This is a genomic window from Micromonospora sp. NRRL B-16802, assembly GCF_001279555.1.
Classification (GTDB): domain Bacteria; phylum Actinomycetota; class Actinomycetes; order Mycobacteriales; family Micromonosporaceae; genus Micromonospora; species Micromonospora profundi.
Window position 1 is genome coordinate 1 of sequence record NZ_LGEB01000132.1, and the last position, 13,811, is coordinate 13,811.

General features: G+C 73.3%; 16 protein-coding genes, 1 tRNA gene and 1 pseudogene. 13 read left to right on the forward strand and 5 right to left on the reverse strand.

The features are described from left to right. The 5 genes and pseudogenes from ADK66_RS32525 to selB form a co-directional block, all read left to right on the forward strand. A pseudogene (locus ADK66_RS32525) lies at positions 1–147 on the forward strand (4Fe-4S ferredoxin); the annotation flags it as partial. A gap of 272 nt (positions 148–419) precedes the next feature. Continuing rightward, on the forward strand, positions 420–1,376 hold the full coding sequence (gene nrfD / locus ADK66_RS29180; protein WP_082377755.1) for an NrfD/PsrC family molybdoenzyme membrane anchor subunit: 957 nt from the start codon (positions 420–422) through the stop codon (positions 1,374–1,376). 34 nt (positions 1,377–1,410) lie between these two features. Further along, positions 1,411–1,506, forward strand: a tRNA-Sec gene (locus ADK66_RS31735). Between the two features lie 19 nt (positions 1,507–1,525). Further along, the gene (gene selA / locus ADK66_RS29185) at positions 1,526–2,824 is read left to right on the forward strand and encodes an L-seryl-tRNA(Sec) selenium transferase (protein ID WP_053661023.1); all 1,299 of its coding nucleotides are present in this window, start codon (positions 1,526–1,528) and stop codon (positions 2,822–2,824) included. Positions 2,825–2,826: 2 nt separating this feature from the next. After that, entirely contained in the window at positions 2,827–4,581 is a 1,755-nt protein-coding gene (selB, locus tag ADK66_RS29190) for a selenocysteine-specific translation elongation factor (protein WP_053661025.1), read from the forward strand. A gap of 55 nt (positions 4,582–4,636) precedes the next feature. Here the strand turns inward: selB and ADK66_RS29195 are convergent, their stop codons facing one another. Beyond that, entirely contained in the window at positions 4,637–5,671 is a 1,035-nt protein-coding gene (locus ADK66_RS29195) for an NAD(P)-dependent alcohol dehydrogenase (protein ID WP_053661027.1), read from the reverse strand. 96 nt (positions 5,672–5,767) lie between these two features. Between ADK66_RS29195 and ADK66_RS29200 the strand changes: the two genes are divergently transcribed. The 4 genes from ADK66_RS29200 (at position 5,768) to ADK66_RS29215 (ending at position 8,257) form a co-directional block, all read left to right on the forward strand. After that, entirely contained in the window at positions 5,768–6,376 is a 609-nt protein-coding gene (locus ADK66_RS29200; protein WP_053661029.1) for a TetR family transcriptional regulator, read from the forward strand. Positions 6,377–6,448: 72 nt separating this feature from the next. Continuing rightward, entirely contained in the window at positions 6,449–6,646 is a 198-nt protein-coding gene (locus tag ADK66_RS29205) for a hypothetical protein (RefSeq protein WP_030492010.1), read from the forward strand. 71 nt (positions 6,647–6,717) lie between these two features. After that, on the forward strand, positions 6,718–8,022 hold the full coding sequence (locus ADK66_RS29210; protein WP_053661031.1) for a hemolysin family protein: 1,305 nt from the start codon (positions 6,718–6,720) through the stop codon (positions 8,020–8,022). Between the two features lie 49 nt (positions 8,023–8,071). Further along, positions 8,072–8,257, forward strand: a complete 186-nt coding sequence (locus ADK66_RS29215; protein ID WP_053661398.1) for a hypothetical protein — start codon at positions 8,072–8,074, stop codon at positions 8,255–8,257. A gap of 5 nt (positions 8,258–8,262) precedes the next feature. Here the strand turns inward: ADK66_RS29215 and ADK66_RS29220 are convergent, their stop codons facing one another. Beyond that, positions 8,263–8,913, reverse strand: a complete 651-nt coding sequence (locus ADK66_RS29220) for a hypothetical protein (protein WP_053661033.1) — start codon at positions 8,911–8,913, stop codon at positions 8,263–8,265. A gap of 144 nt (positions 8,914–9,057) precedes the next feature. Here ADK66_RS29220 and ADK66_RS29225 point away from each other — a divergent pair, with 144 nt between their 5' ends. After that, positions 9,058–9,264 carry a hypothetical protein gene (locus ADK66_RS29225; RefSeq protein WP_053661400.1) on the forward strand — a complete coding sequence of 69 codons (207 nt, stop codon included), beginning with the start codon at positions 9,058–9,060 and terminating at the stop codon, positions 9,262–9,264. Here the strand turns inward: ADK66_RS29225 and ADK66_RS29230 are convergent. The 3 genes from ADK66_RS29230 to ADK66_RS29240 form a co-directional block, all read right to left on the reverse strand. Continuing rightward, entirely contained in the window at positions 9,261–9,737 is a 477-nt protein-coding gene (locus ADK66_RS29230; protein WP_053661035.1) for a hypothetical protein, read from the reverse strand. The two genes, ADK66_RS29225 and ADK66_RS29230, sit on opposite strands and share 4 nt — an antisense overlap. After that, a complete protein-coding gene (locus ADK66_RS29235; protein ID WP_053661037.1) occupies positions 9,734–9,946 on the reverse strand; it encodes a hypothetical protein in 213 nt (70 codons plus the stop codon). Before ADK66_RS29235 ends, ADK66_RS29230 begins: the two co-directional genes overlap by 4 nt. Positions 9,947–10,017: 71 nt before the next feature. Continuing rightward, the gene (locus ADK66_RS29240) at positions 10,018–10,899 is read right to left on the reverse strand and encodes a universal stress protein (RefSeq protein ID WP_053661039.1); all 882 of its coding nucleotides are present in this window, start codon (positions 10,897–10,899) and stop codon (positions 10,018–10,020) included. Between the two features lie 112 nt (positions 10,900–11,011). Here ADK66_RS29240 and ADK66_RS29245 point away from each other — a divergent pair, with 112 nt between their 5' ends. The 3 genes from ADK66_RS29245 (at position 11,012) to ADK66_RS29255 (ending at position 13,529) form a co-directional block, all read left to right on the forward strand. Then, a complete protein-coding gene (locus ADK66_RS29245; protein WP_053661041.1) occupies positions 11,012–11,758 on the forward strand; it encodes an SAM-dependent methyltransferase in 747 nt (248 codons plus the stop codon). A gap of 71 nt (positions 11,759–11,829) precedes the next feature. Further along, positions 11,830–13,008, forward strand: a complete 1,179-nt coding sequence (locus ADK66_RS29250) for a PP2C family protein-serine/threonine phosphatase (protein ID WP_053661044.1) — start codon at positions 11,830–11,832, stop codon at positions 13,006–13,008. A gap of 53 nt (positions 13,009–13,061) precedes the next feature. Then, positions 13,062–13,529: a MarR family winged helix-turn-helix transcriptional regulator gene (locus tag ADK66_RS29255; RefSeq protein WP_053661046.1), complete on the forward strand. Its 468-nt coding sequence runs from the start codon at positions 13,062–13,064 to the stop codon at positions 13,527–13,529. The last annotated feature ends 282 nt before the right edge of the window (positions 13,530–13,811 follow it).

Here is a 13,811-nt window from a genome sequence, read left to right on the forward strand (position 1 = left end):
TTGTTGGATGAGCCGGAGGTGTATGGGTTGCCGCCGGATCCGGTGGTGACGACGCGGGATCTGCCGGCGATGTGGAAACGCGCAGGCCTCGCCGCACTGGCCATGGCGGCGGCTACCGTCGTCGCGTTCGCCGGGAGATCCTCGTGAGTCCACACCGCCCGCAGGTCGGCGACCTGTTCCGCCGCTTCCGCGACCGCCAGGCCGCCGACAGCGCCCGCGACCGCCAGGCCGCCGACAGCGCCCGCGACCGCCAGGCCGCCGACAGCGCCCGCGACCGCCAGGCCGCCGACAGCGCCCGCCGCGGCCCCCAGGCCGACGAGCGCCCAGGCCAAGCCGCCGACCCCAACCGCCAAGCCGTCGACCAACTCCCCGCCCGCAGCCCCAAACGGCGGGGTGGCCGGCGCGGCGGTGGCGAGGACATCCGGGTGCCGGAAGCCGAATTCACCTCGTACTACGGCAGGCCGATCCTCAAGCCGCCGGTGTGGAAGTGGGACATCGCCGCGTACCTGTTCACCGGCGGGCTGGCCGCCGGCTCGTCACTGCTCGCCGCCGGGGGACAGGTCACCGGGCGGCCGGCGCTGCGCCGAGCGGGCCGGGTCACGGCCCTGGCCGCCGTGAGCGCCAGCGCCGTGTTCCTGATCCGGGACCTGGGCCGGCCGGAGCGGTTCCACCACATGCTGCGGGTGGCAAAGCCGACCTCGCCCATGTCGGTGGGCACCTGGATTCTCACGGCGTTCGGGCCGGCCGCCGGTGTCGCCGCGATCGCCGAGGGCGCCGGCCTGCTGCCCCGGCGTGGGCTGCTCGGGCTCGTCGGCCGGGCACTGCCACCCGCCGGGCACGCCGCTGGGCTGGTCGCCGCCGCCACGGCTCCGGCGCTTGCCACGTACACAGGGGTGTTGCTCGCCGACACGGCGGTGCCGTCGTGGCATGAGGCGTACCCCGAGTTGCCTGTCGTCTTCGCGGGCAGCGCGTTGGCCAGCGGCGCCGGCGTGGGTCTGCTCGCCGCGCCGCCCGCCGAGGCCGGGCCGGCCCGGCGGATGGCGGTGGCCGGCGCGGCCCTGGAACTGTACGGCGCGCACCGGGTGGAGACCCGGCTCGGGTTGCTCAGCGAGCCCTACCGGCAGGGCCGGCCCGGTCGGTTGCTGCGCGCCGGTCGGCTGTTGACCGCCGCCGGGGTCACCGGGGCGGTGCTGGGCCGGCGCAGCCGGGCGGTCGGTGCGCTGTCCGGTGCCGCGTTGCTGGCGGCGTCGGTGGTCACCCGGTTCGGCATCTTCTACGGCGGTGTGGTGTCGGCGCGCGACCCGCGTTACACGGTGGTGCCGCAACGCGAGAGGGTGAACGCGCGGCGGACCAGGACGGATCTGCCGGCTGACTGAGCGGCCACGTCGGCGTTGTGATCGAATGTCCGACGGAGGCGTTCAGGCGGCTGGTGCCCCTCCCGGTCTTCAAAACCGGTGTGGTCCGGGACCCGGGCCAGGCGGGTTCGATTCCCGTCCGTCTCCGCCAAGCGGCAGGAGATGAGGCGATGCGCGACGGCGATCCGCGACGTCGGGTGCCCCGCACCGACACGTTGCTGGCCGACCCGCAGTTGGTCGCGGCAGCCGCGTCCCTGGGCCGGGACCGGGTCAAGGCGCTCGTCGTCCGGGCGCAGGAGCGGGCCCGCCGAGGTGAGATCAACCCCGACGAGGTACGGGACGCCGCCGTCGCCGCGTTGCCGGCCCCGGCGCCCCGTGCGGTGCTGAACGCCACGGGCGTCGTGCTGCACACCAATCTGGGCCGGGCGGCGTTGTCGTCCGCCGCTGTGGCAGCAGTCGTGGCAGCCGCCGGTCACACCGACGTCGAGCTGGACCTGACCACCGGGCGACGTGCCCGCCGGGGCCGGGACGCCCTCGACGCGCTCGCCGCCGCCGTGCCCGACGCGGACGCCGTGCACGTGGTCAACAACGGCGCGGCCGCGCTGGTGTTGGCCGCCACCGCGTTGGCCGCCGGTCGGGAGATCGTGGTCAGCCGGGGCGAGCTTGTCGAGATCGGGGACGGGTTCCGCCTGCCCGACCTGCTGGAGAGCACCGGCGCCCGGCTGCGGGAGGTGGGAACCACCAACCGCACCACACTCGCGGACTACGCCGCGGTGATCGGCCCGCAGACCGGCTTCGTGCTCAAGGTGCATCCGTCGAACTTCAAGGTCACCGGCTTCACCTCGGCCACGTCGGTACGACAACTGGCAACGCTCGAGGTGCCTGTGGTCGCCGACATCGGCTCCGGCCTGCTCGCCGCGGACCCGCTGCTGCCCGACGAACCGAACGCGGCGGACACCCTGCGCGCCGGGGCCGCGCTCGTCACCGCCAGCGGCGACAAGCTGCTCGGCGGCCCGCAGGCGGGGCTGCTGCTCGGCGACGCCGAGCTGATCGACAGGCTGCGCCGCCACCCCCTGGCCCGTGCGCTGCGCGTCGACAAGCTCACCCTGGCCGCGCTCGGCGCCACAGTGCACCAACCCGACACGCCGACCCGGATGGCGCTGCACGCCGACCCGGGCGCCCTGCGCGAGCGGGTGGAGCGGTTACGCGACAGGCTCGGCGCCGACGGCCGCAAGGCCGAGGTGGTACCGGCCGTCGCCGTGGTCGGCGGGGGCGGCGCACCCGGTGTCGAGCTGGGCTCGTGGGCGCTGAGCCTGCCCGAACGGTACGCGGCGCCGCTGCGTACCGGAGAGCAGCCGATCCTCGGCCGTGTGGTGCGTGGTCGGCTTCTGCTCGACCTGCGCTGCGTACCCGCCGACGCCGACGAGGCCGTCCGGATGGCCGTGCTGCGGGTACCGGGGGACGACTGAGCATGTTCGTCGTCGCCACCGCCGGGCACGTGGACCACGGCAAGTCGACGTTGGTCCGGGCGTTGACGGGGATGGAGCCGGACCGGTGGGCTGAGGAACGCCGCCGGGGCATGACAATCGACCTGGGTTTCGCCTGGACGACGCTGCCGTCCGGCGCCACGATCGCGTTCGTCGACGTGCCCGGTCACGAGCGGTTCGTGCCGAACATGCTCGCCGGTGTCGGCCCGGTGCCCGCCGCGCTGATCGTGGTGGCCGCCGACGAGGGTTGGATGCCGCAGTCCGCCGAGCATCTGGCCGCGCTCGACGCGCTCGGCGTCGCGTACGGCCTGCTTGCGGTGACCCGCGCGGACCTGGCCGACCCGGGACCGGCGACGGCCCAGGCCCTCGCCGAGATCGCCGGGACAAGCCTCGGCGCGGTGGAGGCGGTGGCGGTCAGTGGTCTGACCGGTGCCGGCCTGCCGGACCTGCGTGCCGCCCTGGACCGGCTGGCCGCCGGCCTGCCCGCCCCGGCCGTGGACGACCCGGTCCGGCTCTGGGTGGACCGCAGTTTCACAGTGCGCGGCAGCGGCACCGTGGTCACCGGCACGCTGGGCGCCGGTCAGCTGCGGGTGGGCGACGAGTTGGAAGTGGCCGGCACGCAGGAGACGGTCCGGGTCCGCGGTCTGCACTCGCTGGGCGAGGCCCGGCCGGACGTGGCGGCGGTCGCCCGGGTGGCGGTCAACCTCCGGGGTACGTCGCGCGACCGGATCGGCCGGGGCGACGCGCTGCTCACCCCGGGCCGGTTCCACCGCACCGACCTCGTCGACGTGCGGCTCACCGGTGACCCGGCCGCCGACCTGCCGGCGGCCCTCACCCTGCACGTCGGGTCGGCGGCGGTGCCGGTGCGGGTCCGACCGCTCGGCGCGGACACCGTGCGGCTCCGGTTGGCGCGGCCGCTGCCGCTGCTGGTGGGCGACCGGGCGCTGCTGCGCGATCCGGGCCGGCACCACGTGGCCGGCGGCGTACGGGTGCTGGACGTCGCGCCCCCGCCGCTGGCCCGCAGGGGTGCTGCCGCTGCCCGCGCGCAGGTCCTCGCCGACCTGGACGGTCGACCCGACCTGGCTGGGGAACTGCGCCGCCGTCGACTGGTCCGCGCCGGCACGCTCATCCGCATGGGCGTGCCGGCGCACGGCGAGCCGGTGGCCGGTGACTGGCTGGCCGACCCCGCGCACTGGCGGCGGCTCGGCGACCAGGTGACCGAGGAGGTCACCCGCTACGCGCGGGAACACCCGCTGGAGCCGGGCATGCCTGTGGAGGTGCTGCGGCAGCGCCTGGCACTGCCCGACCGGGTGCTTGTCGAGGCCCTGATCCGACCGCCTCTGCGTGTCCACGCGGGTCGGGTCGGTGCGGCGGGCGTGGCCGATCTGCCCGAGCCGGTGGCCCAGGCCGTGCAGCGGGTCCGCGACGAGTACGGCGACAGGCCGTTCCGCGCCCCCGAGGCGGACCACCTCGTCGACCTGGGCCTGGGTCCCCGGGAGATCGGCGCCGCCGTGCGCGCCGGGGCTCTCCTGCGGCTGGCCGACAACGTGGTGCTGCTGCCCGACGCGCTCGACGACGCGGTCCGGGTGTTGGCCGGGCTGCCCCAGCCGTTCACCCTGTCGGCGGCCCGGCAGGCGCTTGGCACCACCCGCCGGGTGGCGGTGCCGCTGCTGGAGTTGCTGGATCGCCGGGGCGCGACCCGCCGACTGCCCGACGACGCCCGGATCGTCGTCACCTGAGGGCGTCGCGGAATCCCGGGCCTGCCGCACGTCCTGGCCCGGGTCGAGCGCCTGATCAGTCCAGGTCGGACATGTCGAGCACGAAGCGGTAGCGGACGTCGTTTCGCCGGAGGCGGTCGAGTGCCGTGTCCACCTGCGCCGACGGGAGGACCTCGACGTCGGCGGCGATGCCGTTGTCGGCGCAGAACTGGAGCATCCGGGCGGTCGCGGGACGGCCTCCGCTGCCCGCGGAACTGAGCTTCTTGCGTCCGATGAGCAGGTCAGTGGCCTCGACGGTGACCTGGCCCAGGTAGCCGAGGAGGCTGAGGGTGCCGTCCATCGCCACAAGCTTCAGGTACGGGGCGAGGTCGTGAGGTGCGGAGATGGTGTCGATGACGACGTCGAAGGTGTCGCGTGCCGCGGCCATCTGCTGCGTGTCGGTGGAGTCGATGAGGTCGCGGGCGCCGAGCCGGCGGGCGTCGTCGCGCTTGTCCTTGGTGCGGCTGATGGCTGTCGTGGTGGCGCCGAGCGCCACTGCCATCTTGACAGCGAGGTGGCCCAGGCCGCCGAGCCCGGCCACGGCGATGCGACTGCCGGGGCCCACTCCGAGGGAGTGCAGGGGTTCCCAGACGGTGACGCCCGCGCACAGGAGTGGTGCGGCGGCGGCCGGGTCGAGGCCGGAGGGGAGGGGGTAGGCGAACGCGTCGCGGACGACGTACTCGCGGGAGAAACCGCCCAGTGTGGTCGACCCGTCCTGCCGGTCGGTGCCGCCGTAGGTCAGGGTCGGGAAGGAGTGGCAGAAGTTCTCCTGGCCGGCCCTGCACATGCCGCACGTGCCGCAGGAGTCGACGATGTTGCCAACCGCGACGTGGTCGCCGATCGAGAAGGCGGTCACCTCGGGGCCGGTCGCGGTCACCACGCCGGTGAACTCGTGACCGGGCACCAGGAGTGTTTGCCTGTCGTGGTCGCGCAGGGCGTGCAGGTCGCTGTGGCACACGCCGCAGTAGTCGACCCGCACCGCGATGTCGTCCGGTCGCAGGTCGCGGCGCTGGATGTCGGTACGCCGCAGTGTGGCCGGGCCGGCGGCCCGCCATCCGGTGGTGGTTCGCATGTACGTCAACCTTCCAACAGACTGTTCGGTCTGTTTCAACGTAGACGTGAATTCGGCCTGCGGCAAACCAACCGGTCTGTTTGCTAAAGTGGGAGCATGTCGGCACAGCCCCAGACCTCGCGAGGCGCCGCGACGTACCAGCGCATCCTGGACGCGGCCACCGAGGAGTTCGCCCAACACGGCATCGCCGGGGCACGCATCGACCGCATCGTGTCGGCCGCACGCACCAACAAGGCGCAGCTCTACGCCTACTTCGGTGACAAGGAACGCCTCTTCGACGCGATCTTCCTCAGCTCGCTGGAGCGCATCACCAACGTCGTGCCCATCGACGCCGACGATCTCGCCGACTGGGCCGTTCGCCTCTACGACGAATACCTGCGCCGTCCCGACCTCATCCGGCTGGCGACCTGGACCCGGCTGGAGCGCCGGCCCGCCGGGCACCTCGTCGAGACCCACGAGCACTACGACGATCGCAAACTGGCAGCCATCGCCGAGGCCCAGGCCGCGGGCCGGATCCGCGCGGGCGACCCGTTCGACATCCTGGCCATGGTGATCGCCATGTCCATGGCCTGGTCGCCGGTCAGCAACGTCTACGCGGCAAGTGACCAGGAGCCCGACGACGTGCACGACAAGCGCCGCGCCCTGCTGCATGACTGCGTCCGGAGAGCCACCGCTCCGGCCGAGCAGGATCGACCGCGCCGCTGACCGCTGCCGCTCGCCTGCGCTCCGGTGCTCCAACCGACCCCGCAGTCGGCGACGGTCACCTACGGTGACGGCATGGACCCTTCGGCGGTCTGGCGGGACCGGCAGCACAAATGGCGGATCGAGGCGTACCGCGCGCCGGACCTGCGGTTCGCCATCTACGCCACGAACGGCCCCACCGAGTCGGTTCCGCTGTGGCTGTTCGGCATGTCGGCGCTGGCCCGGTGGCTGATGACGCACTCCATCTCGCTGGACGACCTGGAGGTCGACTGAGCGCCCCGAAACCGGACCAGGGCCGGGTGCGCTGCGGTTGAGTGACCTGAGGTGGCGAACGGGGGTACGCGATGGGCAGCCAGCTCGGGCAGTTGGTGCTGGTGGCCGTGCTGATCCTTGTCAACGCGGCGCTCTCCGGCAGCGAGATGGCGTTGGTGACGCTGCGAGAGGGGCAGCTGCGGCGGTTGGGGCGGCGAACCCGTACCGGCGAGCGGCTGGTGCGGCTGTCGCGCGATCCGAACCGCTACCTGGCCACCATCCAGTTGGGCATCACCCTGGCCGGGTTCCTGGCCTCGGCGGCGGCTGCGGTGTCGCTTGCCCAACCGCTCGTGGCGCCGCTGGGTTTCCTCGGCGCGGCGGCCCGCCCCGCCGCGATCGTGGTGGTGACCGTGGCGTTGACCTTCGTGACGCTGGTGTTCGGTGAGCTGGCGCCGAAACGGTTGGCAATGCAGCGGGCGGAGCGGTGGGCGCTGCTCAGCGCCCGGCCACTGGACCTGCTCGCCCGGGTGTCCCGACCGGCAGTCTGGCTGCTCAGCTGGGCCACCGACGTGGTGGTCCGGCTGGCCGGCGGCGACCCCCGGGCCAGCCGTGAGGAGATGACCGAGGACGAGCTGCGGGAGATGCTCGTCAGCCGGCGTGGGCTCTCGGCGCAGCAGCGGGAGATCCTGACCGGTGCCTTCGACATCGCCGGCCGGACGCTCCGCGAGATCCTGGTGCCCCGGCGGGAGGTGACCACCCTGCCGGCCGACCTTCCCGTAGGCGAGGGTGTCCGTCGGCTGGCCGCCGCCGGACGGTCCCGCGCGCCAGTGACCGGTCCCGGCGGGCTTGACGACGTGATCGGCGTGGTGCACATCCGCGACCTGGTGCAGTCGGGCGTGGGCACTGTGCAGGAGCGGGGGAGGCCGCCACTGCTGTTGCCGGTCACCCTCCCGGTCGCCGACGCGCTGCGCCAGTTGCGCCAGGAGCACCAGCAACTGGCGCTCGTCGTCGACGAGCACGGCGGCATCGACGGCATGATCACCCTGGAGGACCTGCTGGCCGAGGTGGTCGGCGAGTTGTACGACGAGACCGACAGGGACGTACAGGACGTGACACCCGAGCCGGACGGGTCGCTGCTGGTGCCCGGTGACTTCCCACTGCACGACCTGCCCGACCTGGGGGTGCGTCTGAGCTTTCCGCTGTCGCGGGAGTACACGACGGTGGCCGGTCTGGTGCTGGCGCGGCTGGGTCATCTGCCGCGTGCGCCGGGCGAGACGGTGCGGCTGCCCGGGTTGACCATCGAGGTGGTGGAGGTCGCCGACCGGGCGGTACGGCGGGTGCGGCTACGCGGCTTCGTCGTCGACAGGCACGCCGGAGGCCACCCGGACGGTGGATGATCCGTCCAAAACATCCCGAAGTGGCGTCGTGCTGCCTACGGTGCGGTATGTGAAGGACCAAGGTTTTCGCAAGGTGGTCACAGTGCTCGCCGGCCTCGCGGTGATCTACTTCGGCAGCGCGGGCCGCAGCCCCGAGGAGGGCCGAGGCATCTCCGGCGGGGTGATCGTCCTGGCGCTGCTCGCCGCGCTGCTGGTGTGGCACCTGACCCGACCGGGTGACAAGACGGTCAAGTGAGCGCCTCAGCCGGCGGCGACGCGGGTGACCTCGCCTGCGGATTCCTCCCCGAGCGCCACCCGGACCAGTGCCGAGGCGAGGCGGCCGAACTCCGGCCCGTCGACAAGCCCGGCCAGCCGGTCCGGTGAGCCGGGCAGACCGAGCCGCTTCGCGCCGGCCAGCGCGCGCCGGTCGGCGTACGGGCGCAGGTCGGACCAGACCGTCTGTGCCTCGCGCAGGTAGATGTCCGCGCCGGTGGGCCCGATGCCGGGAAACTCGGTGAGCCGTCGGCGCAGCCCGGCCGGGTCGCCCTGAGCCTCCCGGTGCAGCCGCCGCAGGTCGCCGTGCCAGCGGTCCAGGCACAGTCGCGCGCCGGTGCCGAGCATCGTGGCGGTCCGCTCGTCGTAGCGGCGGTAGTGACCCCTGCCGAGCGCGTCGACCCGCTGCTGCCAGGTGGCCGCCTCCATCGCCTGCGGCGTGCGGTAGCCGGCCGCGAACAACTCCCGTGCGGCGTCGACAGCCACGCACGCCCGGATCCGGGTGCTCAGGAGGGTGGCCAGCACCAGCAACTGGTACAGCGGCCCTGGTCGGTCGGCGAGCCGGATCCCGGCCTCCTCCGCGTACGTGTCGCCCCGCCGGTCCAGCAGGACCCGCACCACCGCTCGATCGTCGCCCACACCGGGTGGGTACCCGCCCCGCGACCGGCTAGCCCTCACGTCGGCAGCGAGCCGGTGCGCGGGGCCGGAATGCCGTCGGGCGGGGCGGGTATGCCGGCGGTGGAGGCGGTCGATGCCGCCTGCCGTACCTGGAGGGAGACACTCGTGGTCAACCCGCAGCAGGAGGAGTTCCGGCGTAACGCCAAGGGAGCTACCAGTCAGGACAGCAAGGGGCCCACGCCGACCGGGCACCCGCGCAACAGGGGTTCGTCGCGCGGAGACGCCGGTCGGCCGGTGCCCAAGGGCCAGGTGTCGCCGTACGGCCCGGCGGGTGAGCCGGTCGCCGAGGACGACAGCGACACCCGGGCCTAACTGTCGCGACGTGACGGCCGCCGCAGCCTGTTCCAGGTTGCGGCGGCCGTCAGCCCGTATGCCAGGTGCGGAACGATGTCCGAGACCCAGTCGGAGCGTCCCCACGTCCGCGGGTTGCTGATACCCAGGGCGGTGATGGACCCGTCGGTCATGGCCATGACGCCAGCGCCGAGCACACCGGTGGCCAGTGGCAGTGACTGCCGCCGACCGCCGGCGTAGAGCGCGAACGCCATGCCGGCCGCGATGCCCAGCCCGTAGCCGATCAACGGCCCCAGCCCGGAGCGGCGGGTCGCCGCCCGGGGCTCCGGTCCGAGGTCCACGTGCGCGATGTCGGCCAGCCGGCCGACGGTCTGCTCCGCGGTGGTGCTCGCCGGCCGTGCCCGCAGGGCGATGTCCAGGTAGCCGACCACGTTCAGCGCTGTGCTGCCGACGGCGCCCGCGATGGCGCCGTCGGCCAGGTCGACCCTCCTCACTTCGGATCGCCCGGTTCGCGCTCACCCTTGGGGCCGTAGGTGCGCTCGCCGCGCACGACGCCCCGCTGGCCGCGATCCTCCTGGAGGATCTTGTTGGCGACCTGGTTCGCCTTACCGTCGGGCACCCGCCGTCCGGAGTCGTCGATGGCGTTGCGCAGCCGCGCCCGCTGCTTGTCGTACGCGTTGCTTCCCGGCCGTGGTCCTGGCATCTGCTGCCTCCTTCGTCGCCGTTGGCGTACCGCGGCCGTCTACCCGTCCTGCGGCGGGTCAACCCCGGTGGTCAGCGGGGCGCGCGGACGATGGCGACGGGACAGTGGGCGTGGTGCAGCACGGCCTGGCTCACCGACCCCAGCAGCAACCCGGTCACCTCGCCTCTGCCGTGGCCGCCGACGACGACGAGTTGGGCGGAACGGGACGCCTCGGTGAGCACGGTGCGGGCCCGGCCGCGGGTGGCCACCCCGGTCAGTCGCAGCCCGGGGTGGCTCTCGACCAGCCCGGCCAGCCATCCGGCGAGCACCTGTTCCTGCTCGGCGCGCAGCCCGTCGGCGTCGTACACCAGGGGTTGCATGTCGCCGGGGCCGCGGCTGCCCGGATGGCGGTAGGCGTGCACGGCGTGCAGCGGCACGTCGCGCGTCAGGGCGGTCTCGGCCGCGAATTCGGCGGCGAGTCGGGACGCCGCCGAGCCGTCCATCCCCACCACCACCGGCTCGTCCGGGCGTTGCTCGCCGCGGGTCACGAGGACCGGGCAGTCGGCGTACGCGGCGACCTGCACCGCCACCGAGCCGATGATCAGCGCGGTGAAGCCGCCCATTCCCCGGTCGCCGAGCACGATGAGCGCCGCGCTGGGGGACTCGCCGATCAGCACCGCTGCGGCCTCGCCGTCGATGATCTCGCCGGAGATCGACAGGCCGGGCACGGTGGCCTCGGCTTCGGCCACAGCGGCGGCGACAAGTTCCTCTGCCTGGTGGCGCAGACCGCCGCCGGGCGGCGCGTCCGGAGCGGGGGAGTCCGGCACGTGCAGCAGCGGCCAGATGAAGCCGTGGACGACCCGCAGCGGCCGGTGCCGGCGGGCTGCCTCGGCGGCGGCCAGGCGTACCGCTCGTAGGGACTGCCCCGAGCCGTCCACGCCGACCACGACCGCCGCGCTGTCCGCCGAGTTCACTGTCCACCTCCTGCCCGGCCAGTATCGCGGGCGTGGCGGCTCGGCGGAGCGATACCGCCGAGCGGGTCCGGGTCGGTACGCTGATTGCCGACCGCCGGAGGGAGCGTCGTCGATGGGTGAACCGGCCGAGCCGAGCACCGCCCGCATGATCGACTTTTGGTTGGGCGGGGAGCATCATTTCCCGGTCGACGTGGCCGCCGCGCACGCCTTCGAGCAGGCGTACGGGCCGTGTGCGCCGGTCTTTCGCGAGCTGCGGGCCTTCCTGGGCCGGGCGGTGCGGGCGATGAGCGAGCAGGGCGTGGACGGTTTCCTGGTCTTCGGCGCGGGGGTGCCCACGATGGGCAACGTGCACGAGGTCGCCACCGACGCCACAGTGCTCTACACCGACGTGGATCCGGTCACCATCCGGTTGGGGCAGAGCATCCTCGCCGACAGCGACCGGGCCGGCTACGGCCGCGGTGACGCCACCGACATCGGCACCATCGATCCGTCGCAGCTGCACCGTTTCGTCCCGGGCTGGGGGCGGCGGCCGGTGGGGGTGGTGTTCCTCGGGCTCGCGGCGTTCCTCGACGACGACACGCTGACCCGGACGCTCGACGAGCTGTACGCGGCGGCCGCGCCGGGCAGCCTGCTGGCGGTGGATTTCGACACCGAGGAGTTGGCAGGCTATCCGCAGGCGCTGGCGATGATGGGGCCGGCGTTCCGGATGCGTCCTCCGGCGGCGTTCGCGCCGCTGCTGGGCCGGTGGCGGCCGACGTCCGACGGGATCGTTCCGGTCAACAGGTGGCGACCGGACGGCCCGCCGGTGGAGGTGCCGGACGCGTTCCACGGGGTGCTGGCCACGCGCGACGCCGACTGACCCGCGCCGACCGGCTGTCCGGCGGCGTCCGTATGATGCTTGCCCTGTAGCAAGTTTCTGGAGGAGCGAGCATGGTGGACGCGCCGGACGTGGTGTCGCGCGCGCTGCGGGAGGCCCCACCGGACCAGTTGGCGGAAGCCGCGGACCGGGCGATCCGTTCGGCGCTGGGCGCGGTACGCACCGACGTGTTCGTCGCCGACTACCGGATCAGCGGGCTGTGGCCGGTGCTGGACCCGGATCTGCCGGCGGCAGGCTTCCTGGCCTGCCACAGCGTGGCACAGCGCTGTTTCAGCAGTCAGCAGCCGGTGCGCGACGGCGCCGAGGGCGGCGGGTGTCGGCTCTACCTGCCGCTGACGGTGTGGGGGGAGCGGCTCGGTGTGCTGCTCATCGAGTTGCCGTCGGTGCCCGGCCCGGCCCTCACGGGTCGCGCCACCGACATCGCCGGCGACCTGGCGGTGGCGTTGCGGGCCGCCGATCGCGAGACCGACCGTTACCGCCGGGTTCGTCGGCGTGAACGGCTGAGCATGGCCGCGGAGATGCAGTGGGACCTGCTGCCGGGTCGCAGCGTGGCGCACCGCGCGTTTGACCTGGCGGGTCAGCTGGAGCCGGCGTACACGGTCGGTGGTGACCACTTCGACTGGTCGTTGGACGGTGACCGGCTCACGCTGACGGTGCTCAACGGTGAGGGCAATGGTCTGGCGGCGTCGCTGCTGACCTCGGTGACAGTCAACGCGATGCGCAACGCGCGGCGTTCTGACGGTGGTCTCGTGGAGCAGGCGGAGCTGGCCTCGGACACGGTCTTCTACCAGCACCGGGGGCATCGGCACGTGGCGACGTTGCTGCTGGAGCTGGACATCCCGACGGGGCTGATGCGGGCGGTCGACGCCGGGTCGCCGCACATGTTGCGGATGCGCGGCAAGACGGTCGAGCCGATCAGCCTGGAGCAGCAGTTGCCGCTGGGAATGTTCGCCGAGACCCGTTACGAGGTGCAGGAGTTCCAGCTCACGCCGGGGGAGCGGGTCTTCGTGGTCAGTGACGGCGTGTGGGCCGCGGAGCCGGCCGGCCGGGAGCCGTACGGTCAGAGGGCGATGGCGCGTTCTCTGCGTGCCACGCGGTTGCAGCCAGCGGCCGAAGCGGTTGGTACGGTGATGCGCGAACTGCACGCCTATCACGCGGATTCCGACTTGCGCGACGACGCGGTCGTGGTCTGCCTGGATTGGCACGGTCCGCGCGAGCGGAACGGCGGATGAGGATCAGCGCCGCGCCGGGCGGGCACCAGCGCGACGACGGCAGGGGACATCAGGTGGATCGACCTGTGGATCTCGCCTCGGCGATCGACGCGGCCGCCGAGACGCTGATCGCCGTACTTGAGTCGGCGTCGTTGCGGCATCCCGTGCCGCCGACCCAGCTGCGGGTGCTGGCGCTGATCAGCAGCCGGCCGGAGACCAACGTCAACGGGTTGGCCGAGTTGTTGGACGTGGTGCCGTCGTCGGCCAGCCGGCTCTGTGACCGGTTGGAGGCGACGGGTCTGCTGCGCCGGGTGGCCGACCCGCGGGATCGGCGGGAGGTGCGGCTGGTGCCGACGGCGGCGGCGCAGACCCTGCTGTCTGAGCTGGCGCAGCGGCGCCAGAGCGCGGTGCAGGTGGTGTTGGATCGGATGCCGCCCCGGATGCAGCAGGACCTGTTGCAGGCGTTGCATGCCTTCGCCCGGGCGGCCAGCCAGACGGTGCCGGAGCAGCAGCCCGATGCGGCGGCCGTGCAGACGGCCTGAGCGTTCAACCTTGAACTAGCATCCTAGGACGCTCTACGCGTGGTGATCCACGCCACAACAGGTGAACGCCGCACCGACGAGCGGGCAGCGGCACCCGGCGCTCGGGCACGAGCCCGATATAGTGGCAGCGCACTCACCCGGCCCGTGATCATCGAGATCGCGGGCCGCATCAGGGAACGGGTCCCGCCCCGGGGCCGCAGGGGAGCCGGCGTTGCCGGCCCGACAGCGCGTACGACCTCCGCCGCGCCGATGACGGCCGGTGCCGGAGCGTGCCGTGGAGGA